Consider the following 20,170-nt stretch of genomic DNA (forward strand, 5'->3'; position numbering starts at 1 on the left):
GATCCCGGCAGACGCGACTGCGGCTCCTCGCGGGCTGAGCGCGCAGTTCCCCGCGCCCCTGACGGGGCCCTTGGCGAACCGTGCGGTGTGCGGTACGCGCCCCGCGCCGGACCGTTTGATTCCGCACACAACTTTCACAGGGGTCGCTTCCACTGTTACCGGCGGGGCACCTAGCCTCCATGCCTCATGGACTACTGCCACCCGTGCCGCAGGCACCTCAACGGCGCCCTCGCCTGCCCGGGGTGCGGAACCCCCGCCGAAGCCTGCCGGGAGTACGCGCAGTCCGTCGCCGAGCGGGAGGAGCCCGCGGACCACGACGACAGCCGCGACGAGGAGTCCCCGCGCACCCGCGGCCGCGCCCGCCGCAAGGACCGCGGCCGCAGGGCGCACCGGCGCAGGCGCCGCAGGATCCTGCTCGCCACCGCGGGCCTCGCGCTCGCCGCGGGCGGCCTGAGCCTCGCCGAACTCGGCGCGGAGGGACCGTCGGAGGAACCCGCGGCGGCGTCCGCGCCGGACGGCGGGGCCCCGGGGAGCGACGCCCCTGCGGAGACGCCGGAGCCGGCGGACAGCGCGGTCGACGCCCCGGTGTCCGGGTCCGGATCCGCGTCGGCGTCCGCCTCGGCCTCCGCGACCCGGGAGAGCGCGAAGCCCTCCAGGGCGAAGTCCTCCGGCGAGCCCGGCGACAGCGCCGGTCCCTCGTCCTCGAAGTCCTCGCACGCGTCGTCCCCGGAGCTCGACCCTCCGGACCCGACGCGCCCCGCGCCGCCCCCGCCCACCTCGACGAAGCCGCCCCACTCCCCGGAGCCGTCCCCGTCGGAGACGTGCGACCGTTTCCTGTGGTGGTGCACGTAAGCGGTGACCTGTGCGGCTCCGCCGCGTGGGCGCGAGCCACCACGAACAAGCCGCAGCCGGCGCCGAGCGCGCGGCCCTTTACGGGGCGGACCCGAGCATCCTCCGCAAAAGGCCGCGCAGCACGACCCGCTGCTCGCGCGAGAGCTCCGCCAACGGCTCGCGCGCGAAGTTGAGGGACTCCCGCAGACTGCGGGCGACCCGCACCCCCTCCTCCGTCGGCGCCGCCAGTTTCACGCGGCGGTCGGCGGGATCGGGGCGTCGTTCGACGAGTCCCCGTGCCTCCAGGCGGTCGACGATGCCGGTGATGTTCGACGGCTCGCACTTCAGCTTCTGGGCGATGCGCCGCATGGGCATCGGTTCGATGGAGAGCAGACCGAGGACGCGGGCCTGCGCCCCGGTGAGCGAGTGCCCGGCCGCCGCCTCCTCGTACTCCTCGTGGTAGCGCGCCACGACCGTGCCGATGAGCTCGACCACTTCGAGGGTCAGGGGATCGGTGCGGCGGGTGGGGGAGCTGCTGGTGGCCATGGCTTCAAGGGTACCCAGTTACTTGACATCCTAAAATATCTAGGCGCATGGTTGTTTTAGAACATCAAGTATTTCTGAGGCAGTGAGCGGCGGCCCGAGCCGACGCCGGCCCGTACCTGGAGGACGCCCCCCATGTCCGTCACCCCCGAGCAGCTCCCCTCCGTAGGCCGCGAGTGGCACCTCGTGCGGCGCCCGAACGGCTGGCCCGTCCCCGAGGACTTCGCGCTGCGCGAGGTCCCCGTCACGGCACCGGCCGAGGGCCGCGTCCTGGTCCGCAATCTGCACTTCTCCGTGGACCCGTACATGCGGGGCCGGATGAACGACGTGAAGTCGTACATCCCGCCGTTCCGGCTGGACCACCCCATGGAGGGCGGCGCGGTCGGCGAGGTCATCGCGTCGAACGCCGAGGGCTTCGCGGTCGGCGACCACGTCCTGCACTTCGCGGGCTGGCGCGAGTACGCCGCCGTGCCCGCCAAGAGCGCCACCAAGGTCGACGCGCAGGCCGCGCCGCTCTCCGCGTACCTCGGCGTGCTCGGCATGACGGGCCTGACCGCGTACGCGGGGCTGCTCGAAGTGGCCTCCTTCAAGGAGGGCGACTCGGTCTTCGTCTCCGGCGCGGCCGGTGCCGTGGGCGGCCAGGTCGGCCAGATCGCCCGGCTCAAGGGCGCCTCGCGCGTCGTCGGCTCGGCGGGCTCGGACGAGAAGGTGAAGCTGCTCGTCGAGGAGTACGGCTTCGACGCGGCGTTCAACTACAAGGACGCCAAGCCCGTCGTCGAGCAGCTCAAGGAGGCCGCCCCCGACGGCATCGACGTCTACTTCGACAACGTCGGCGGCGAGCACCTGGAGGCCGCCATCAGCCGGATGAACGTGCACGGCCGCGCCACCATCTGCGGCATGATCGCCGGCTACAACGACACCGAGCCGACCCCGGGCCCGCGCAACCTCGCCATGGTCATCGGCAAGCGCCTGCGCCTGCAGGGCATGCTCGTCGGGGACCACGAGGCGCTGCAGCCGCAGTTCGTGCGCGAGGTCGCGGGCTGGGTCCGCTCCGGCGAGCTCAAGTACCGCGAGACCGTCGTCGAGGGCGTGGAGAACGGCGTGGACGCCTTCCTCGGCATGCTCCGCGGCGAGAACACGGGAAAGATGATCGTCTCCCTCGGCTGAGCCGCGTGGGGCCGGGGTCCGGGGCGGCCCTGACGTCGTTCTTCCGGCATCCGATAACCTAATTCCACAATGCCGCGGTTGTGGGCGCGCACCGCGGCACGTCCCAGGAGGAATCGGCAGTTATGTCCATCCAGAAGATCGACGTCAAGTACACCGCCGTGGCCACCGCGGAGAACGGCCGCGACGGTCGCGTGGCCAGCGACGACGGCAAGCTCGACGTCGTCGTGAACCCCCCGAAGGAGATGGGCGGCAGCGGCGCGGGCACCAACCCCGAGCAGCTCTTCGCGGCCGGCTACAGCGCCTGCTTCCAGGGCGCCCTCGGCGTGGTCGCCCGCAAGGAGAACGCCGACATCTCCGGCTCGACCGTGACCGCCAAGGTCGGCATCGGCCAGAACGAGTCCGGCGGCTTCGGCCTGGAGGTCGAGATCACCGCCTCCATCCCGAACGTGGACGCGGCCACCGCGCAGTCCCTGATCGAGAAGGCGCACCAGGTGTGCCCCTACTCGAACGCCACGCGCGGCAACATCAAGGTCGAGCTCGCGGTCGCCTGACCCGGCCCGCCCCTGCGTACGCGAGGGCCGCACCCCGAAGCAGGGGTGCGGCCCTCCGTCGTGCCCGGGGCCCGTGTCAGCCCGCCGCGAGCGCCGCCCCGTGCACCGCCCGCACGAGCCGCTCGTTCTCCGGCGCGGGACCGCCGGGGAACGCGAACCGCCGCCGCGTGTACCCGTACGCAAGGCCGGCGCGCGGATCCGCGAACGCCTGCGAGCCGCCCGCGCCGCTGTGCCCGATGGACCCGGCGCCGAGGAACGGGTACCAGGCGTCGGACGTGGCCTGGAAGCCGACCGCGAAGACCTTCTGGGCCCGCGCGACCAGGTCGTACCCGATCGACTGGATCTGCCCGAACTCGGCGAGCGTGTCCGGCTTCAGGAGCGCCTCGCGCCCCTCGGCCCCGGTGGCCGCCGCCGCGTAGAACCCGGCGAGGCCGCGCGCGGACGCCACGCCGCCGACCGACGCGGGCCCCTCGGTGCGGATGAGACGGGAGTTGGGCAGCGCCTCCAGGTCGGTGGGCTGCGGGGCGTTGAGGTTGAAGGCGATGGAGGGGAGGCTGTGCGGTCCGGTCGGCACCGCCGAGAGGAGCGCCTGCTGCTCGGGTGTCGGCTCCATCGGCAGGACGGGATGGAAGCGGTTCTCGTGCTCCTCGGGCAGGCCGAGGTGGAATTCGAGCCCGAACGGGGCGCGCACCCGCTCCTCGTACAGCTCCTGCAAGGTCCGCCCGGTGGCCCGGAACACCACCTCGCCCGCGAGCGCCCCGATGGACAGGGCGTGGTAGCCGAAGGCGGTGCCCGGCCGCCAGAACGGGCGCTGCGCGGCGAGGCGCGCGGCGATCGCCCGGTCGTCGGCGAGTTCCTCGGGGGAGAATCCGGCGGTGGCGCCCACGATCCCCGCGCGGTGCGCGAGCAGCTCGCGCAGGGTGACGGCGCCCTTGCCCTCGGCGGCGAACTCCGGCCAGTAGTGGGCGACTTCGCGGTCCAGGTCGAGCACGCCGTCCTGGACGAGCAGGGCGACGACGAGATGCGCCGCGCCCTTGCTGGACGAGTACACCCCGTACAGCGTGTCGGCCCCGGTGTCGGGTCCCACCCACAGGTCGACGACCTTGCGGCCCTTGACGTACGCGGCCAGCTGGCCCGCGTAATGGGGGTCCTCGCCGGCCAGGACGGCGGTGAACTCCTCGCGCACCGCCTCGAATCCCTCGGCGACGGTGCCCTGCACTCTGATCTCACGGGTCATGCGGATGGGCCTCCGGGGTGCGGTGGAACGGTCGTGTTCCGACCAACCACCGCACCCCGGCCCGTCATTCCCGAGGTCAGCCGACGTTCAGCAGCGCCCTGCCGACCTGCGGGAACATCCCCTTGGGGTGATCGCGGAAGAGCGGCTCCGTGCCGAAGAGGACCACATGCGTGCGCCCCGCGGTCCCGCTGACGACCGAGGCGCGGCCCGCGGCGGCCGCGGGACCTCCGCCGCCGTCCGGCGCGGCCCGCCAGTGCCCGGACAGCAGCGGGTTCCCGGTGCCGTACTTCTGCTCCACGCGCACGCCGGGACCGAGGTCCGTGAACCACGTCGGCGCGTAGACGAAGCTGTGGCCGGGGGCGCCGCCGGTGACGGGGCCGCCCGAATTGGTCACCCGCACCACACCGTTGGCGTCGCCGTTGCCCTCGACGGGCTTCGCGGCGATCAGCTCGGCGTCGGAGTTCAGCGCGGCGCCCGTCGCACCGCGCCCGACCAGGCCGCCGCCCTTGGCGAGGAACCGGTCGAGCCCGGCCTTCGCCGCCGCGTTCAGCTCACCGCGGTCGAGCCCGGCCGACACGAAGAGCACGTCCGCCTTCTTCCAGTCGAAGCCCGCGTTGAGCACGTCCGTCGACACGGGCACCACGTCGAAGTTCATCTCCCGCAGCGCGAACAGCTCGCCCGGGGTGACCGCGGCGGCGACCCGGGTGCGGTGCAGCGCCGCGCCGCCCTTGGCCGACGCGACGTCGAACGCGACGTCGTACTTCTTTGCCGCTGCGGTCGCGGCACGCCGTGCGGACGACGGCAGGATCGCGCCGCCGTCCCGGTCCCCGCGTGCGGAAACACCCTGCGCGAGCAGGGAGTTGAGGGCGGCGATCTCACGCGGGTCGTCCAGGCGCAGCCGCAGGTTCCCGCGCGGCGCCACATGGCCGACCCGGGACGCCGCGCGCACCTCGCGCGTGGGCACGCCGTCCAGGTCCCCGTCCTTGACGGAGTCCACGCTGGCGCCCCACAGCCGCCCGAGGCTCCACCCCGAGATGTCGTACATCGTCGACACCTTGTCGCTGATGTCCCGGCCGTCCGCGAGCATCACATTGGCCAGGCCCCGCTTGGGCTGGTGCATGTCGACGACGTACGAGCCCTTCGCATACGCCCGGCCGCCGATCCGGAAGGAGTGCTTCGCCCGCTCCACGCGTACGTCGTTGGCGAGCAGATGGTCCACGAGCCGCGCGGCCGCCGTGGCCGACCTCCCCCACTGCCGAAAGCGCGGGGGGACCCCCTGACCGCGGCCGCCCTTGACGCCGTCCGCCGGAATCACGTAAGCACGCGGGAACTCGGTGGTGTACACGTCCTCGGGCCCGATCCCCGGCACCCCCGGCACGGTCTCCTCCGACACCGGCACCTGCTCGGCGCCCGTCGCGCCCCGCCGGAACACCTCGATCTGGTCGGCGATCACCGACCTGCGGTGTCTGTCGGTGTAGTCGAGGGTGGCGCGCATGGCGGCGCCCGCGATGTCCACGTTGATGGCGGCCCTGCGGCGCAGTTCGGCGACCGGCTGGGTGTCGTACTCCTCGTTGTTCACCTGCATCGGGAACTCGATGGTGTGCGTGGCCACCGCGCCGTGGAACGGCATGTACTGCGGGGTGAAGATCGGCGGCCAGTCGTCCCAGCCCTCCTGCTGGTCGCGGAAGGGGATGACGGGCGGCTGCACGCCGTCCTTCTCCTCGGTGTAGCCGAGGCCCTTGATCGCGGCCTCCATGCCGAGGGCGTTGGCGTAGGCGTTCTTCAGGAAGAGGTCGTACTCGTAGTTCTCGCCGTGCGGGGGAGTGGTCGGCTCGATCAGCGTGCCGTTCACATACCCGTGCAGGTCGATCATGACGGCGGGCTGCTTGTCGATCGCGATCCGCCGCACCGCGCGGGCCTCGGGCTGCGAGGCGGTGATGAAGTCGCGGTTGAGGTCGAAGCCGTTGGCGTTGGCGCGGGTGCCCGCGATGCGGCCGTCGGGGTTGGTGGTGATGTTGAAGTAGAGGCGGTTGTGGGCGAGGAGGTCCTTGCTCTTCGCGTCCTTCGCGCCCGCCAGCTTCTCGATGAGCTTCAGGGCGGCGTCGGTGCCCTCCCACTCATTGCCGTGGATGTTGTTGTTGATGAAGACCGGTGTCTTGTACGAGGACTTGATCGCCTCGTCCTTGGCGGCCGCCGCGGGCGCGTTCTCCATCCGCTCGCGCATCCGCTCCTGGCGGGCCGTCTCACGCGCGGACTCGGGCGCCGTGACGGTCACGAGATAGAGCTGGTGCCCGCCTGCCGAGCGGCCCGCGATCTCCACGCTCACGCGGTCGCCGACGCGCTGCAGCTCGTTCAGCTTCGGGGCTATGCCGTGGTACGGCGTGAGCCCCAGTTTTATCGACTTGTCGGCCGGATTCTCCGGAGGCGGATCGAGCCGCTGCTCCCGGGGATAGCCGCGGCCCTTGCCGCCGCCGGACTCCGGGGCCCCGGCGTCGCCGAGTGCCCGGTCCGCGGCGGCCCGAGGCGCCTTCGCGGCCCGGTCCGCGCCGAGCGGCGAGCCCTCGCGGGTGACCGGGCGCGGCGTCGGATCCGCGGTCGCGCTGCCCGGGGCGAGCGCGGTGAGGAGCAGCGCGCCCGCCGCGGCGGTGGTGACCAGTACCGGGCTGGATGGCCGGGATATACCCATACGTACCTCCGGGAGATCGTTACGCGAGGTCTTACCGGCTCAACTCCCTTACAACAAGAGGGCCTTGCGTCACAGCTGTGACAGTCCTGGCACGCGGCACCGCCAAAACCCCCGGTCACCTGCGGCTAAGGTGTGCCGCATGCGCGATCTGGGTGTGGGCTTCGGCTACTTGATGAAGGGGCAGCGCTGGGTCGCCCAGCACGGCAAGCAGTACGGATGGGGGCTGCTGCCCGGCCTCATCACGCTCGTCCTCTACGCGGCCGCACTCGTGTCGCTCGCCCTGTGGGGCACCGATCTCGTCGCCTGGGCCACGCCCTTCGCCGACGACTGGTCCTCGCCCTGGCTCGGCCTCTTCCGCGGCTTCCTGACGGCCCTGCTCTTCGCCCTCGCACTGCTGCTCTCCGTGATCACCTTCACCGCGGTGACGCTGCTCATCGGGGAGCCCTTCTACGAGTCGCTGTCCGAGCAGGTCGACATCTCCGAGTGCGGCCACGCCCCCGAATCGGGGCTTCCGCTCTGGCGCGACCTGTGGACCTCCGCGCGCGACAGCCTGCGCATCGTGGTGCGCGCGGCGCTCTGGGGCATCCTGCTCTTCGCGCTCGGCTTCCTCCCGGTCGTCGGCCAGACCGTGGTCCCGGTCGTCGGCTTCTGCGTCACCGGCTTCTTCCTCGTCGAGGAGCTCACCGCGGTCGCCATGCAGCGCCGCGGTGTCCAACTCCGCGAGCGCCTCGCCCTGTTGCGCGGCCGCAAGCAGCTCGCCTGGGGCTTCGGGACGCCGCTCGCCGTCGCCTTCCTCGTGCCGTTCGTCGCGGTGTTCCTGATGCCGGGCGCGGTCGCGGGAGCGACGCTGATGACCCGGGACCTGCTGGGCGAGAACGGCGCGGACGACGACGGCTCACCTGCCGCCGCCGGAGGTCAGGACGACGAGGCGGCGACCCCGAGGATCCCCCGCACCTGAGCGACGATGTCGAGCCGGTTGCGCACGAACTCGGGATCGGTGACGGCGCCCGTCGCGGGATCGGTGTTCCCCGCCCCGAACTGCAGGACGGGCGTGTGCACATGGCCGCCCGGCAGCCGGTCGTGCAGCCCGAGGCGGTCCCGCAGGAGCGTCGCCCGGTAGGCGATCTCGTTCGACAGGTAGTTCCCGCCGCCGCCCTCACGGGCCGTCGACCCCTCGGTGGGCCCGTCGGGCCTGACCACGGGCCCGGTGCCGCCCGCCGGGATCTCGGTCACCGACGTGTTGTCGTACACGGGGAAACGCCCGGTGTCGGCGGCCACGATCTCCTTGTACGGCAGGGTCGTCGACGTCCACTGGGGCTGCGACGCGGGATCGCGCACCGGCACGGTCTCGGTGCGCGAGAGGTTCTCGTTGTCCGGGAACCCGCCCCGCCAGGCCCCGTTGGTCCGCTCGATGTCGAACTTGCCCACGCGCCCCTGGCTGATGGTCGTGAACAGATCGACGCGCGGCAGCTGCGGCCGCAGGGCCCGCTCCACCGCGCCGTCGCCGAAGTCCTGCCAGCGGACCGGGAAGACGACCGCCTCGATGCGTGCGGGCCCGTCGGCGGTCTGGATCGTCGTGCCGTCCAGGGCCAGCGCGGCGGCACCGGACGGATTGCTGATGCGGACGTCCCTGTCGAGGGTGAACGGATCGAAACCGGTGACCAGGATGCGCTTGGTGCCCTTGTGCCCCCGGGGGTACGCGACGGAGTCCTGCCCGCGCGACGACCGCTCCAACTCGCCTATGAGCCGCGCCCGTTGCCCGTCGCCGAGCGGGAACCCGGTGGGCTCCCAGCGGCGCAGCTCCCGCGTCATCCCGAGCCTCGCCCAGTACAGCGGCCGGTCGTCGTCCCTGCTCAGGTCCGCCCCCTGCCCGCGCCCCTGCGCCCGGTCCACGGCCCGCCGCCACAGCGCCCCGCCCTCGCGCGCGACGAGTCGCCGGGCCTGCGCGTAGGAGCGGGTCTTCGCAAGGGCCCGCGCCAACTCCGGCGCCTGGGAGTCGAATCCGCTGCGCCGCAGGATCTCCTGCGGAGCGGCGCGGTCGAGCCGCTGCTCCTCGACGGTGGCCGCGGATCCCGTGGGTCCGGCGGGGGCCGCGACGGCGGGCGACGCCGCGGCGGTGAGCCCGGTCAGCAGGGCGGCGGCGCCGAGAGCGCCGTACCGCGAGAGGGCACGAGGTCGTGAGAGCACGTGAGTCCTTCCGTAACCGATGAGGTGGCGGAAGTATCGCGGGCAGACAGAGGCGAGCGCTACGGCTCTTTGCGCGCCGGCCGGCCACGGCGTCCTGTGCGGCGGCAGGTCACGGCGTCTTCCGCAGCAGCCGGGCGCGTGCGGCGGCCGCGAGCAGCGCGCAGCCGAGCGCGCCGACCACCAGGTCGGTCCAGCCGGGGGCGCCGGCCTCCCGCAGCACGGCGGAGACGCCGAAGCTGGTGCCCCATCCCGACTCGGTGATCGCCGAGCCGAAGCCCTGCACGAGCAGGATGAAGCCGAAGAGCGCGAGGAGGCCCCCGGAGTTCTTCTTGGTCTGCGTTGCCATGCGTGTCTCCCCGAATGCGGCGCCCGGTGCGCGGCGCCACTCGTTCCGATGCGGTCGCATCAGATCATGCATCGCGGGCGGGATATGATGCAACCGCATCGGAACATGGCAGCCGGTCCGGAAGCCCCGACCGGCGCCCGACGAAAGGCCACCGCCCGTGCCCAAGCAGGTCGACTACGAGGACCGGCGCCGCCGCATCGCCACAGCGGTCCGCCTGCTGATCGCCCGCTCCGGAATGGAGTCCGTCAGCCTGCGCGACGTCGCCGCCGAGGCGCAGGTCTCCATGGGCGCGGTCCAGCGCTGCTTCCGCACCAAGGACGAGATGCTGCTCTTCGCCCTCGAGGACATCTCGCAGCGGGTCGGCGACCGCGCGAAGGCCCGCATCGAGGCGTCGGACACCCCGCAGTCGGCCGCGACCCTCCTCGACCGCACGCTGTCCGCACTCGCCCTCGTCGACGCGGAGGACCGGACGGAGGCACAGGTCTGGGGCGCCTTCATCGCCCACGCCGCGGTGAGCGATCCACTGGCCGCGGTCCTGCGCGAGACGTACGCCAAACTCCACGAACTCCTCGTCTGGCTGATCGGCTACGGCCAGGACACCGGCGAACTGCGCCCCGACCTCGACCCGGCGACGGAGGCCCGCACCCTGCTGGCCCTGACGGACGGGCTGACCTCGCAGGTCCTCGTGGGGCACGTGACGCCGGATTCGGCGCGGGCGGTGCTGCGGCGGCAGGCGGAGCGCCTCGCGGGGACGGCGCGGCGGCGCTGAACCGCCCGCCCCCGTAAGGGCCTGCGCTCCGCGGGAACTGGAGTGCGTCATCCGCGGGCCGGTGGGGGCTGGTCGCGCAGTTCCCCGCGCCCCTGCGGGGCACGATCCCGCACCGGACTTCGACCATCCCGCTCAGGACCTTCCGGCGCCTTGCGATTACGGCATCGCCACGGCCGACGGGCTCTACGCCCTGGTCGCCGCGGTCGGCGGCGCCTCGCTCACCCAGGTCGCCGAACCGTTCATGACGCCGCTGCGGTGGGCCTCGGCCCTCGTGCTCCTCGCGCTCGCCGCGTCCGCGAGCTGGCAACTGCTGCTCGCGGGGCTCGCGGTGCACTTGCTGGTGTCGGCGGGGTGACGCGAAGGAGGGGGTGGCCCGTGTGCGAGTCAGGGCGGCCCGTGTGCGGGCCCAACCCCGGTCACCCCGACGTCAGTTGGCCGATCACATGCCGCGCCGTGCCGGCCATCCTCGGGTTCGTCTCCCGGTAGTACGCGAGTTCGTCGAGGGCGATCGAAAGGGCCCAGCCCCGCCCGCGCGCCCACATGGCGTCGTCCGTGGCCGGGCCCAGCGCGGCGCGGAAGGCGCGGCGGGCCGTGGCGTCCATGAGGTACCACGCGGCGATCAGATCGGCGGCGGGGTCACCCGTGCCCATGCACTCGAAGTCGATGACGGCGCTGAGCCTGCCCCCGTCCAGCAGTACGTTCCCGGGCTGCAGATCCCCGTGCAGCCAGACGCCGGGTCCCTGCCACGCGGCGGCGCCGAGCGCGGCGTCCCACGCCGCGGTGACGGCGTCGCCGTCGACGTCCCCGCGCAGCCCGGCGATCGCCGCGCGCGTGTTCGCGTCGCGCGACGCCAGCGGTTCGCCGCGGTAGGAGACGGGCGCACCGGACGTGTCGACCGCGCGCAGGGCGGTGAGGAACTCCGCCATGTCCTTGGCGAACAGGGCGGGTTCGGCGAGCGGACGCCCCACGGCGGGCGTCTCGCCGTCGAGCCACCGGAAGACGGACCACGGGTACGGGTAGCCCTCGCCCGGTGCGCCCATGCCGAGCGGCGCGGGCACGGGGACGGGGAGCGCGGCGGCGAGCCGGAGCAGCCAGTGGTGCTCCCGCCGTACCTCGTCGACGTCCCCCGCGCGGCGCGGCAGCCGCACCACCAGGTCGGCGCCGAGCCGGTACATGGCGTGGGACGTGCCCGCCGACTCCACGAGCTCCACGGGAAGCGCGGCCCACTCCGGGAACCGGGCACCGACCAACCGGCGTACGAGTTCCTCGTCGATGTCGGCCTCGTCGGCGTGCATCTTCCCCGTGCTCACGTGTCCCCCTCGTCGGTGCGGATCCTCGGCCCGGCCCCGAATGGAAGCCGTCGAGGAGGTCGCCGGTCAAGCCAATTCCCCGGTGCGGCAGGCCGGGGAAGGCCTCGTAGGGTTGGCGGAGGAGGGGCGAACGCGGCGGGTGCGGCGCCCGCAGGCCGAAGGAGCAGCCACGTGACCGTGACCCTGTCCGTCCAGCCCACGCCCACCGCCCCCGGGTTGACGCTCCGCCCCTGGCTCCCTCGTGACGTCCCCGCCCTGTGCGCGGTCCACCACGACCCGGTGCTGCGCCACTGGTTCGTGACGGATCTGCGGAGCGAGACGGACGCGCGCCGGTGGATCGACGCGGAGAACGAGGCGTGGGCCGCGGGCACCCGCTTCAGCTTCGCCGTGGTCGAGGGCATCGTCGAAGGTGCGGTCGACGACGTGGTCGAGGCGGGGAGCGAGACCGAGCGCGACCCCGTCGACCACCTCGTGGGGCACGTCGTGCTCAAGGTGCGACCCGAGGCCGCGCGCCCCGACGCCTCCTCGGAACTGGGCTACTGGACCGCGCCCGGGGCCCGGGGCAAGGGAGTGGCCGTGCGCGCCGTGGAGGCCGTCTCCCGCTGGGCGTTCGCCTCGGGGCGGCTCGCGCGGCCCGGCCGTCTCGAAGTCCTGCACGACGCCGCCAACGAGGGCTCCTGCCGCGTCGCCGAGAAGTGCGGGTTCGTGCTGCACTCCGTGCTGCCGCCCTCGCCCGACCATCCGGTCGACAGCCACGTCCACGTCCGGGTGGACGACACCGTTCACGTCTCCCGTTCCGCGGCCCGCTGAAGCGCCGCCACGAACGGTCCCACCGCGGGCGCCGGTGCCCGGCCCCGCGCCGTCGCCGCGTACACCGCGCGCGGCGGCGCCCCCTCGTCCCGCACCGGGACCAGCGCGATGTCCGGCCGTACGCCCTCCGCCGCGAGCGCGGGGATCAGCGTCACGCCGAGCCCCGCCGCCACGTACCCCTGTTTCGCCGTCCACTCCGCGACGACGTGCGCGACGCGCGGCCGGAAGCCGTGGCGGAGTGCCGGATCGAGGAGGGTGCCCTCGGCCCGGGGGCTGCCCGATATCCAGTCCTCGGCGGCGAGTTGGGCAAGCCGCAGCTCGGGCTCGCCCGCCAGCGGATGTCCCGCGGGCAGTGCCACGTACAGCGTCTCGTCGAGCAGGTGACGCAGCTCGTACGCGTCGGTGGGCAGCGCGCCGCCGGTCGTCGACACCACGGCCAGATCCAGCTCGCCCTCGGTGAGGCGGGACAGGAGCGCGGGGGTGAGGCCTTCCTCGCGGGTGAGGACCACGCCGGGGTGGCGGGTGTGGAACTCCGCGATCGCCCGCGGCACCAGACCCGCGTCCGCCGTCGCGAACGCCCCGACCCGCAGCAGCCCGCCCGCCGCTTCCCGCAGCGCCGTCAACTCCCGCCCGGCGGAAGCCAGTCGGGACAGCAGCTCCTGCGCGTGCGGCAGCAGCGCCCGGCCCTGTGCGGTGGGGTGCACCCCGCGCGGCAGCCGGTCGAAGAGCGGTGCCCCGCCGAGTGCCGTCTCCAGCGCGGAGATCTGCCGCGACACGGCGGACTGCGTCCAGCCCAGCTCCCGCGCGGCCACCGTGAACGACCCGTGCCGGGCGACCTCGAGGAAGGTCCGGAGCCAGACGGTCGACAGGTCGGGGGGAGCGGTGTCCGCCAGGTGTGCGGCATGCGGGTTCGGCATGGCTCATATGCTAGAGATTCGCTTGTCGCATCCCTGTGCCGGGCCTAGCGTCGGACCCATGGAGAAGATCGCATTCCTCGGCCTCGGTCACATGGGTGAGCCGATGGCCCGTCAACTGCTGGCCGCCGGGCATGAGTTGACCATCTGGAACCGCACCGCCGCGAAGGCGGAGCCCCTCGTCGCGGCGGGCGCCACGCTCGCCGCGGGCCCCGCCGACGCCGTGCGCGCGGCCGACGTCGTCATCACGATGCTCGCGGGCCCCGCCGCCGTGCGCGAGGTGGCCGACGCCGTGCTCCCCGCGCTGCGGCCGGGCGCGTACTGGGTGGAGATGTCGACCGTCGGACCCGATGCAGTGAGGGAGTTGGGCGCCCGTGTCCCGGCCGGGGTCACCCTCGTCGACGCCCCCGTCATGGGCAGTACGGACAAGGCCGCCGCGGGCCGGCTCGGCATCCTCGCGGGCGGCGAAGCGGCGGGCGTCGAGCATGTCCTCGCCCGCTTCGGCCCCGTCACCCGCACCGGCGCCCTCGGCTCCGGTGCCGCGCTCAAGCTCGTCGTCAACACCGCGGTCCTCGGCGGCGTGGCCCTGGTCGCCGAGGCCATGAAGCTCGCCGACGCGCTCGGCCTCGCGGAGGGCACCACGAAGGACGCCCTCGCCGGGGGACCGCTCGGCGGCGCCGTCGCCCGGGCCTTCGCGACCGACGTGCACTTCGGCAACGACCTCGCCGTCAAGGACGTTCGCCCTCGCCACCGAGTCGGCCCGACTGCCCGCCATGGAGGCCGTGTTGGCCCACTTCGAGGCGGCCGCCGCAGACCCGGACCTCGTCCACGAGGACATCGCCCGCGCGGTCACGCACATCCGCGCGGGGCGCGAGACCTGAGAGGACCGCGAGTCCGCGAGACCACAAGCCCCGAGGCCACACCCCGCACCCCGAGCCCCGACCCCGCACCCCGAGCCCCAAGGAGTACCCCCCCATGCAGATCACCCTCGACGACCCCGCCGCCGCACCCCGCCCCCTGGGCCCCTACTCCCAGGTCGCCCGCGTCCAACTCGATGACGGAGGAGCCCTGTTGTACCTCTCGGGCCAGATAGCCGAGGGCGCCGACGTCGCCGCGCAGTCCCGCGGGATCTTCGAGACGCTCGACGCACTCCTGACGGCGCACGGCGCCACGCTCGCGGACGTGATCAACATTCGTACGTTCCTGACGGACATCGGCACCCTCGCCGAATACGCCGCCGTACGACGGGAGTTCCTCACCGGCACCCCGCCCACCAGCACCACCGTCGAGGTGCCCCGCCTATTCCGCCCCGAGGCGCTGATCGAGGTCGACGTGGTCGCCGCCGTCGCCGGGAGGCCCGGTGCGCGCCCGGGAGGCGGGCTCGCCCAGTAGCCCGAGGAAGTTCCTGAACGCCCCCGGCATGTCCACCGATTCGGGGTCGAGCAGCCACTGGTACTGCAGTCCGTCCATCACCGCCACGAGGAGCGGGGCGGCGGCCTCCGGGGTGAGTCCGCCGGGCAGCCGCTCCCCGTACTCGGCGCGCAGCACCGCCGCGAAGTTCTCGCGCACCGCGCCGTACCGCGTGGTGAAGAACTCCCGCGCCGGGTGCCCGTCCGTGACGCTCTCGCCGAGCAGCGCGGAGAAGGTCTGCACGATGCCGGGGCGCATCGTGTTGTACTCCACGAGCGAGCCGAGCAGATCGAGCCGCCATTCGCCGCGCGGCACCGCGTCCCACTGGTCGCGGGCCTCGAGGACGGAGACCAGCAGGGCCTCCTTGGTCGGGAAGTAGTGCAGCAGGCCCTGCTGGGTGAGTCCGACCCGCTCGGCGACCGCCCCGAGGCTCGCGCCCCGGTAGCCGCGCTCGGCGATCACCTCCACGGCGGCGCGGAGGATCTCCGCACGCCGTTCCTCGCTCCTGGCCCTGGCCGCCATGGCGCGTGCCCCTTCCCCGTAGGCGGGCCCTTCCGGCAGTCGGGCCCGCGTGTCCCTGCACCTGCACGGAGGACCGTACGACATCTCTAGATAACAGCAAGATAACGAAAACTACCGCTCTACAGGTAACCGATGCACGATGGGGAGACGGAACGGACTTCAACGAGGAGGCACCGCCATGGCGGGACACGAGCCCACGCAGGCCACACCGGCGGACCGGGCACGCGAAGCGGCCGTCGAGGCCGCCGTCGGCAAGCTCGATCTCGACGCCAAGGCCCGGCTGCTCGGCGGCAAGGACATGTGGTCGCTGCACGCCCTGCCGGAGATCGGCCTGGACTCCCTCGTGATGTCCGACGGCCCGATCGGCGTGCGCGGCATCCGCTGGACCGCCGACGACCCGTCGTTCGCGCTGCCCTCCCCGACCGCGCTCGCCGCCACCTGGGACCAGGACCTGGCGCGCCGCGCGGGCGTCCTGCTCGCCCAGGAGGCCCGCCGCAAGGGCGTCCACGTCCTGCTCGCGCCCACCGTCAATCTGCACCGCTCGCCGCTCGGCGGCCGCCACTTCGAGGCGTACAGCGAGGACCCGTATCTGACCGGCGTCATCGGCACCGGCTATGTCCAGGGCGTGCAGTCCGGCGGCGTCGGCACGACCGTCAAGCACTTCGTCGCGAACGACGCCGAGACCGACCGCTTCACGGTCGACAACGTGGTCGGCGCGCGCGCCCTGCGCGAGCTCTATCTCGCCCCCTTCGAGGCGATCGTCACCAACGCCCACCCCTGGGGCATCATGACCGCGTACAACCAGGTCAACGGCGTGACGATGACCGAGCACCGCTATCTGGTCAACGAAGTGCTGCGCGGCGAATGGGGCTTCGACGGCTACAACGTCTCCGACTGGATGGCCGCCCGCTCCACCACCGGCGCCATCGAGGGCGGCCTCGACGTCGCCATGCCGGGACCGGGGACCGTGTACGGCGCGGCGCTCGCCGCCGCCGTCCGGTCCGGCGACGTGGCGCAGGAGACGGTCGACGAGGCCGTGCGCAACGTCCTGCGCCTCGCCGCCCGCGTGGGCATCCTGGACGGCGCCGAACCGGTCGTCACCGAAACACCGGCCGAGGTCGACGGCGAGGCGCTGGCCCGCGAGATCGCCCGGCGCTCCTTCGTCCTCGTACGCAACGAGAACCGGACCCTGCCGCTGACCGGCACCGGCACCGTCGCCCTCATCGGCGCCGCCGCCCGCGACGCCCGCGTCCTCGGCGGCGGTTCGGCCACCGTCTTCCCCGCCCACGTCGTCTCCCCGCTCGACGGCCTGACCGCGGCACTCCCCGAGGGCTCCCTGACATACGCCGTCGGGGCCGACCCCAGCGATGAACTCGCCGCCGCCGACCAGGGGTTCGAGCTGCGCGCCATCTGCCGCGACGCCGCCGGCAAGGTGCTCGGCACCGGCAACCTGCCGTCGGGCCAGGTCCAGTGGATCGGCGCCGACCTGCCCGCGGGCGTCACCCACGAGACCATGGCGAGCATCGAGGTGACCGGCACCTTCACCCCGCGTGACAGCGGCGAGCACTCCTTCGGCACGCGCGGCCTCGGCGCCTTCACGCTCACCGTCGACGGCCGTCTCCTCTATGACGGCGTCCAGGAGATGGGCGCCGAATCCGACCCCTTCGAGGCGTTCTTCGGCTCGCCGGTCGAGCGCGCCAGGATCTCGCTCACCGCGGGCGAGCCCGTCGAGATCTCCCTCCAGCACCCGCTCAGCACGACGTACGAGGCCCCGCTGCCCGGCGTCGTCTTCTCCCTCGTCCACCTCGGGCCGCGCCGCGACGACGACGAACTGATCGCCGAGGCCGTCGAGGCGGCACGGAACGCCGACACCGCCGTCGTGGTCGTCGCCACCACCGAACGCGTCGAGTCCGAGGGCTTCGACCGCAAGGACCTCGCGCTCCCCGGCCGCCAGGACGACCTCGTCCGCGCCGTCGCCGCCGTCAACCCGAACACCGTGGTCGTCGTCAACTCCGGTTCCCCGGTGGAACTTCCGTGGCGCCACGACGTCGCCGCGGTCCTGCTGAGCTGGTTCCCGGGACAGGAGGGCGGCGCCGCGCTCGCCGACGTCCTCCTCGGCGTGGACGAGCCCGGCGGCCGACTCCCCACCACCTGGGGCGCCCACGCCGACGCCCCCGTCACCGAGGTCACCCCCACCGACGGCGAACTCCCCTACGACGAGGGCGTGTTCATCGGCTACCGCGCCTGGCAGCGGGCATCGGCCACCCCCTCGTACGCCTTCGGGCACGGCCTCGGCTACACCGACTGGACGTACGAGTCACTCATGCTCGAAGGCACCACGGCCACGATCCGCGTCCGCAACTCCGGTGAGCGCACGGGCCGCGAGGTCGTCCAGGTCTACCTGGCCCCCGCCGAGACCGACGACGAGCGCCCGGCCCGCTGGCTCGCGGGCTTCGCGAGCGTCGAGGCGGCACCGGGCGAGAGCGTCGAGGCCACCGTCGAACTCCCCTATCGCGCCTTCGAGATCTGGGACGAGGGCCTCAACACCTGGGCGTACCAAGGAGGTTCGTACGAGGTGTCAGCGGGCCGCTCCGTCGAGGACCGCCGCCTCAGCGAGACACTGATCGCCTGAGCGGGGCGCCCCTTGAGGGGCGCGGGGAACTGCGCGCCCAGCCACATGCGGCCCGCAGATTGCTCACCCGGCCGGAAACGCATAGACGGTCTCCGAAACCCCGGCCGGTTGGGGGGCAGGGAAGTGCTGCGTCTCCGCGAAGTGGTCCGCCGTGCAGAGCTGGAGCCCCGGCTCGTGCCCGAGCGCGCTGCCCGTGCCCGCCCGCGTCGAGCGCGTACGTCACCGCGACCGCGAGCCGCCCGGGATGGCCCTCCTCGCCGTCGGGGGAGACCCGCGAGAGCCGCACGCGGTGCCCGCCGTCGGATTCCGCTTCCCAGACGTGCTGGTCGAAGCCGCGCCCGCCGCCGTGCAGCGCGTTGGGGCCGTTGGTGCGCGCGAGGCGGTGCGTCCACCCGTCGAGAGCGAAGGAACCGCCCGCGATCGGGAACTTCCGCCGACTGCACGATCCCGCCGTACGTCAGGACACGTACCCGCGACACTAGGCCACCGGCTTGCGCGCGGTCACCTGCCGATAGGCCAGCTCGGCAAGGCGCGACTGACCGTTCTTGCTGGGGTGGAACCAGTCCCAGTGGCTCAACTGGTCGCCGTCGAAGCGGTAGTCGAAGACCGCCCCGCCGTCGTACCGGCAGCGCTCGTCCTTCTCGCACACGTCCTTCAGCACTTCGTTGTACGCGACCACCCGGTCCCGCACCTCGTCGCGCCGCTGCGTCGCCCTGGTGTCCACGTCGTCCGGGTCGGCCAGCATCGAGGAGCAGATGCCCAGCTTCCACACCTGCTTGCCCAGCGGATTGCTGCGCCCCTGGGACCAGAGCCGCTTCAGATCGGGCACGGACGCGACGTACACCTGGGTCTTCGGCAGCGAGCGGCGCAGCGTGCGCATGGCCTCCTCGAAGCCCGCGCGGAACTCGGCGACCGGCGTCATCGCGGCGGCCGACGAACGGCAGGCGTCATTGGCGCCCGCCATCACCGTCACCAGCTCGGGCCGCTCCGCCGCGGCCTGTTCCATCTGCCCCGGCAGGTCCGCCATGCGGGCACCGGTCTTCGCGTGGTTCCAGCTGTGCGAGGCGGCGCGCTGCTTCCCCAGGAGCCGCGTCGCCAGGCTGCGCACCTCGCCGTCCGTGCCGGTCGCCCAGGACACCTCGGGGCAGTCGGAGAGCACCGAGCAGGCGTCGAAGCCCCGGGTGATGGAGTCGCCGACCGCGGCCATCGAGCGGGGCGAGGTGTCCCAGGCCGGGGTGGGTTTCGGAGAGGGCTTGTCATGTGCCGACGGGCCGCCCGGGGCCGAGGAGTTGCCGCCCTGTGCGTCGCACGCCGTGAGAGCCGTGGTGCCGAGAAGGGCCGCCGTCGCGACGGCGACGACGGCACGCGAGCGGTGCCTGCGGTTCCGCATCCCCTGGTCCCCTCTGTCGTTCAACGTGACGTCGTGCGCATGCCCGGGGTTGCGCCCCGCCGGGTGAAAGGTCGGAGTTTCCTGGCCTTCGGACCGACGGTACGTCACACTCCTTGCGCCGCCGCACGGTAGCCTCGGCCCGTAGCTGCCCGGCCACTGCTGTCACGGCGGCGACAGGGCGGGTGATCCACCCGGTGGCACACTGCCGCATTGGTTCCGCTAAATTACATCACGTCAGATCTGTCCCCTTTTTCTAGTTTTCTCTAGTCTTTGGGAAAATTGCTCGGCACGGGCGCGAGGCCGCTGGGGAAGGCGAACCTCGACCCACACTGGAGGTCCCGGTGACGACACGTGGAGTTCTGTACGTGCACTCCGCTCCGCGCGCGCTGTGCCCACACGTCGAGTGGGCTGTCGCGGGCGTGCTCGGCGCGCGTGTGAGCCTCGACTGGATCAGGCAGCCCGCGGCGCCGGGCACCTGGAGATCCGAATTCTCCTGGCAGGGCTCGGTGGGCACCGCCTCCAAGCTCGCCTCCGCCCTGCGCGGCTGGGATCTGCTGCGCTTCGAGGTCACGGCGGAACCCTGCGCGAGCGCGGAGGGCGAGCGCTACAGCGCCACCCCCGAGCTGGGCATCTTCCACGCGGTCACCGGCATCCACGGCGACATCCTGATCCCCGAGGACCGGCTGCGGGCCGCCCTGGCCCGCTCCCAGCGGGGCGAGAGCGTCCTGGAGGCCGAGCTGGCCAAGCTGCTCGGCAAGCCCTGGGACGACGAGCTGGAGCCGTTCAGGTACGCGGGCGAGGGCGCGCCGGTGCGGTGGCTGCACCAAGTGGTGTGACGTGACGCGAAGGGGCCCCACCGAATCGG

20 protein-coding genes and 1 pseudogene are annotated in these 20,170 nt (G+C 72.9%); 11 read left to right on the forward strand and 10 right to left on the reverse strand.

Annotated elements, in window-relative coordinates:
• Nucleotides 1–186: 186 nt before the first annotated feature.
• Nucleotides 187–852: a hypothetical protein gene (locus ACFWZ2_RS41485; RefSeq protein WP_384554975.1), complete on the forward strand. Its 666-nt coding sequence runs from the start codon at nt 187–189 to the stop codon at nt 850–852.
• Between the two features lie 78 nt (nt 853–930).
• Here the strand turns inward: ACFWZ2_RS41485 and ACFWZ2_RS41490 are convergent, their stop codons facing one another.
• Complete coding sequence (locus tag ACFWZ2_RS41490; protein WP_384554976.1) at nt 931–1,377, reverse strand: MarR family winged helix-turn-helix transcriptional regulator; 447 nt, start codon at nt 1,375–1,377, stop codon at nt 931–933.
• A gap of 132 nt (nt 1,378–1,509) precedes the next feature.
• On the opposite strand from ACFWZ2_RS41490, the gene ACFWZ2_RS41495 reads away from it, so the two are divergent.
• Together ACFWZ2_RS41495 and ACFWZ2_RS41500 are read left to right on the forward strand one after the other, a co-directional pair.
• Nucleotides 1,510–2,541, forward strand: a complete 1,032-nt coding sequence (locus tag ACFWZ2_RS41495; RefSeq protein WP_384554977.1) for an NADP-dependent oxidoreductase — start codon at nt 1,510–1,512, stop codon at nt 2,539–2,541.
• Nucleotides 2,542–2,663: 122 nt separating this feature from the next.
• Entirely contained in the window at nt 2,664–3,092 is a 429-nt protein-coding gene (locus ACFWZ2_RS41500) for an organic hydroperoxide resistance protein (protein WP_384554978.1), read from the forward strand.
• Between the two features lie 76 nt (nt 3,093–3,168).
• On the opposite strand, the gene ACFWZ2_RS41505 is transcribed toward ACFWZ2_RS41500, so the two are convergent.
• Both ACFWZ2_RS41505 and ACFWZ2_RS41510 read right to left on the reverse strand, forming a co-directional pair.
• On the reverse strand, nt 3,169–4,329 hold the full coding sequence (locus ACFWZ2_RS41505) for a serine hydrolase domain-containing protein (RefSeq protein ID WP_384554979.1): 1,161 nt from the start codon (nt 4,327–4,329) through the stop codon (nt 3,169–3,171).
• A 76-nt stretch (nt 4,330–4,405) separates the two neighbouring features.
• Complete coding sequence (locus tag ACFWZ2_RS41510; RefSeq protein WP_384554980.1) at nt 4,406–7,015, reverse strand: M14 family zinc carboxypeptidase; 2,610 nt, start codon at nt 7,013–7,015, stop codon at nt 4,406–4,408.
• Nucleotides 7,016–7,154: 139 nt separating this feature from the next.
• Here ACFWZ2_RS41510 and ACFWZ2_RS41515 point away from each other — a divergent pair, with 139 nt between their 5' ends.
• Nucleotides 7,155–7,973 carry an EI24 domain-containing protein gene (locus tag ACFWZ2_RS41515; RefSeq protein WP_384554981.1) on the forward strand — a complete coding sequence of 273 codons (819 nt, stop codon included), beginning with the start codon at nt 7,155–7,157 and terminating at the stop codon, nt 7,971–7,973.
• Here ACFWZ2_RS41515 and ACFWZ2_RS41520 read toward each other — a convergent pair.
• On the reverse strand, nt 7,931–9,202 hold the full coding sequence (locus ACFWZ2_RS41520; protein ID WP_384554982.1) for a pyroglutamyl peptidase: 1,272 nt from the start codon (nt 9,200–9,202) through the stop codon (nt 7,931–7,933). The two genes, ACFWZ2_RS41515 and ACFWZ2_RS41520, sit on opposite strands and share 43 nt — an antisense overlap.
• Nucleotides 9,203–9,311: 109 nt before the next feature.
• Nucleotides 9,312–9,548, reverse strand: coding sequence for a hypothetical protein (locus ACFWZ2_RS41525; protein WP_384554983.1), 237 nt, complete (start codon nt 9,546–9,548; stop codon nt 9,312–9,314).
• 157 nt (nt 9,549–9,705) lie between these two features.
• On the opposite strand from ACFWZ2_RS41525, the gene ACFWZ2_RS41530 reads away from it, so the two are divergent.
• Both ACFWZ2_RS41530 and ACFWZ2_RS41535 read left to right on the forward strand, forming a co-directional pair.
• Nucleotides 9,706–10,317 carry a TetR/AcrR family transcriptional regulator gene (locus ACFWZ2_RS41530; RefSeq protein WP_384554984.1) on the forward strand — a complete coding sequence of 204 codons (612 nt, stop codon included), beginning with the start codon at nt 9,706–9,708 and terminating at the stop codon, nt 10,315–10,317.
• 61 nt (nt 10,318–10,378) lie between these two features.
• Nucleotides 10,379–10,672 (forward strand): hypothetical protein, encoded by a 294-nt coding sequence (locus tag ACFWZ2_RS41535; protein WP_384554985.1) that lies wholly within the window; start codon nt 10,379–10,381, stop codon nt 10,670–10,672.
• A gap of 61 nt (nt 10,673–10,733) precedes the next feature.
• Here the strand turns inward: ACFWZ2_RS41535 and ACFWZ2_RS41540 are convergent, their stop codons facing one another.
• Nucleotides 10,734–11,612, reverse strand: coding sequence for an aminoglycoside phosphotransferase family protein (locus ACFWZ2_RS41540; protein ID WP_384554993.1), 879 nt, complete (start codon nt 11,610–11,612; stop codon nt 10,734–10,736).
• Nucleotides 11,613–11,798: 186 nt separating this feature from the next.
• Here ACFWZ2_RS41540 and ACFWZ2_RS41545 point away from each other — a divergent pair, with 186 nt between their 5' ends.
• Nucleotides 11,799–12,437, forward strand: a complete 639-nt coding sequence (locus tag ACFWZ2_RS41545; protein ID WP_384554986.1) for a GNAT family N-acetyltransferase — start codon at nt 11,799–11,801, stop codon at nt 12,435–12,437.
• Here the strand turns inward: ACFWZ2_RS41545 and ACFWZ2_RS41550 are convergent.
• Entirely contained in the window at nt 12,410–13,354 is a 945-nt protein-coding gene (locus ACFWZ2_RS41550; protein WP_384554987.1) for a LysR family transcriptional regulator, read from the reverse strand. The genes ACFWZ2_RS41545 and ACFWZ2_RS41550 overlap by 28 nt on opposite strands.
• A 58-nt stretch (nt 13,355–13,412) precedes the next feature.
• Between ACFWZ2_RS41550 and ACFWZ2_RS41555 the strand changes: the two genes are divergently transcribed.
• Nucleotides 13,413–14,444: an NAD(P)-dependent oxidoreductase gene (locus tag ACFWZ2_RS41555; RefSeq protein ID WP_384554988.1), complete on the forward strand. Its 1,032-nt coding sequence runs from the start codon at nt 13,413–13,415 to the stop codon at nt 14,442–14,444.
• Nucleotides 14,327–14,743 carry a RidA family protein gene (locus ACFWZ2_RS41560; RefSeq protein ID WP_384554989.1) on the forward strand — a complete coding sequence of 139 codons (417 nt, stop codon included), beginning with the start codon at nt 14,327–14,329 and terminating at the stop codon, nt 14,741–14,743. The genes ACFWZ2_RS41555 and ACFWZ2_RS41560 overlap by 118 nt, the downstream gene beginning before the upstream one ends.
• On the opposite strand, the gene ACFWZ2_RS41565 is transcribed toward ACFWZ2_RS41560, so the two are convergent.
• On the reverse strand, nt 14,651–15,283 hold the full coding sequence (locus ACFWZ2_RS41565; RefSeq protein WP_384554990.1) for a TetR/AcrR family transcriptional regulator: 633 nt from the start codon (nt 15,281–15,283) through the stop codon (nt 14,651–14,653). The genes ACFWZ2_RS41560 and ACFWZ2_RS41565 overlap by 93 nt on opposite strands.
• A gap of 178 nt (nt 15,284–15,461) precedes the next feature.
• On the opposite strand from ACFWZ2_RS41565, the gene ACFWZ2_RS41570 reads away from it, so the two are divergent.
• On the forward strand, nt 15,462–17,915 hold the full coding sequence (locus ACFWZ2_RS41570; RefSeq protein ID WP_384554991.1) for a glycoside hydrolase family 3 protein: 2,454 nt from the start codon (nt 15,462–15,464) through the stop codon (nt 17,913–17,915).
• 196 nt (nt 17,916–18,111) lie between these two features.
• On the opposite strand, the pseudogene ACFWZ2_RS41575 reads toward ACFWZ2_RS41570, so the two are convergent.
• Nucleotides 18,112–18,388, reverse strand: a pseudogene (locus ACFWZ2_RS41575) (galactose-1-epimerase); the annotation flags it as partial.
• A gap of 5 nt (nt 18,389–18,393) precedes the next feature.
• Nucleotides 18,394–19,305 carry an SGNH/GDSL hydrolase family protein gene (locus ACFWZ2_RS41580; protein WP_384554992.1) on the reverse strand — a complete coding sequence of 304 codons (912 nt, stop codon included), beginning with the start codon at nt 19,303–19,305 and terminating at the stop codon, nt 18,394–18,396.
• Nucleotides 19,306–19,646: 341 nt separating this feature from the next.
• Between ACFWZ2_RS41580 and ACFWZ2_RS41585 the strand changes: the two genes are divergently transcribed.
• Nucleotides 19,647–20,141 carry a DUF3145 domain-containing protein gene (locus ACFWZ2_RS41585; RefSeq protein ID WP_055554651.1) on the forward strand — a complete coding sequence of 165 codons (495 nt, stop codon included), beginning with the start codon at nt 19,647–19,649 and terminating at the stop codon, nt 20,139–20,141.
• The last annotated feature ends 29 nt before the right edge of the window (nt 20,142–20,170 follow it).

It is taken from the genome of Streptomyces sp. NPDC059002 (genome assembly GCF_042740435.1).
Classification (GTDB): domain Bacteria; phylum Actinomycetota; class Actinomycetes; order Streptomycetales; family Streptomycetaceae; genus Streptomyces.

Excerpts from the sequence above, each read along its gene's own strand:
- ACFWZ2_RS41485 (WP_384554975.1), top strand. The coding sequence starts at position 187 with ATGGACTACTGCCACCCGTGCCGCAGGCACCTCAACGGCGCCCTCGCC.
- ACFWZ2_RS41490 (WP_384554976.1), bottom strand. The coding sequence starts at position 1,377 with ATGGCCACCAGCAGCTCCCCCACCCGCCGCACCGATCCCCTGACCCTC.
- ACFWZ2_RS41495 (WP_384554977.1), top strand. The coding sequence starts at position 1,510 with ATGTCCGTCACCCCCGAGCAGCTCCCCTCCGTAGGCCGCGAGTGGCAC.
- ACFWZ2_RS41500 (WP_384554978.1), top strand. The coding sequence starts at position 2,664 with ATGTCCATCCAGAAGATCGACGTCAAGTACACCGCCGTGGCCACCGCG.
- ACFWZ2_RS41505 (WP_384554979.1), bottom strand. The coding sequence starts at position 4,329 with ATGACCCGTGAGATCAGAGTGCAGGGCACCGTCGCCGAGGGATTCGAG.
- ACFWZ2_RS41510 (WP_384554980.1), bottom strand. The coding sequence starts at position 7,015 with ATGGGTATATCCCGGCCATCCAGCCCGGTACTGGTCACCACCGCCGCG.
- ACFWZ2_RS41515 (WP_384554981.1), top strand. The coding sequence starts at position 7,155 with ATGCGCGATCTGGGTGTGGGCTTCGGCTACTTGATGAAGGGGCAGCGC.
- ACFWZ2_RS41525 (WP_384554983.1), bottom strand. The coding sequence starts at position 9,548 with ATGGCAACGCAGACCAAGAAGAACTCCGGGGGCCTCCTCGCGCTCTTC.
- ACFWZ2_RS41540 (WP_384554993.1), bottom strand. The coding sequence starts at position 11,612 with ATGCACGCCGACGAGGCCGACATCGACGAGGAACTCGTACGCCGGTTG.
- ACFWZ2_RS41550 (WP_384554987.1), bottom strand. The coding sequence starts at position 13,354 with ATGCCGAACCCGCATGCCGCACACCTGGCGGACACCGCTCCCCCCGAC.
- ACFWZ2_RS41555 (WP_384554988.1), top strand. The coding sequence starts at position 13,413 with ATGGAGAAGATCGCATTCCTCGGCCTCGGTCACATGGGTGAGCCGATG.
- ACFWZ2_RS41560 (WP_384554989.1), top strand. The coding sequence starts at position 14,327 with ATGCAGATCACCCTCGACGACCCCGCCGCCGCACCCCGCCCCCTGGGC.
- ACFWZ2_RS41565 (WP_384554990.1), bottom strand. The coding sequence starts at position 15,283 with ATGGCGGCCAGGGCCAGGAGCGAGGAACGGCGTGCGGAGATCCTCCGC.
- ACFWZ2_RS41570 (WP_384554991.1), top strand. The coding sequence starts at position 15,462 with ATGGCGGGACACGAGCCCACGCAGGCCACACCGGCGGACCGGGCACGC.
- ACFWZ2_RS41580 (WP_384554992.1), bottom strand. The coding sequence starts at position 19,305 with ATGCGGAACCGCAGGCACCGCTCGCGTGCCGTCGTCGCCGTCGCGACG.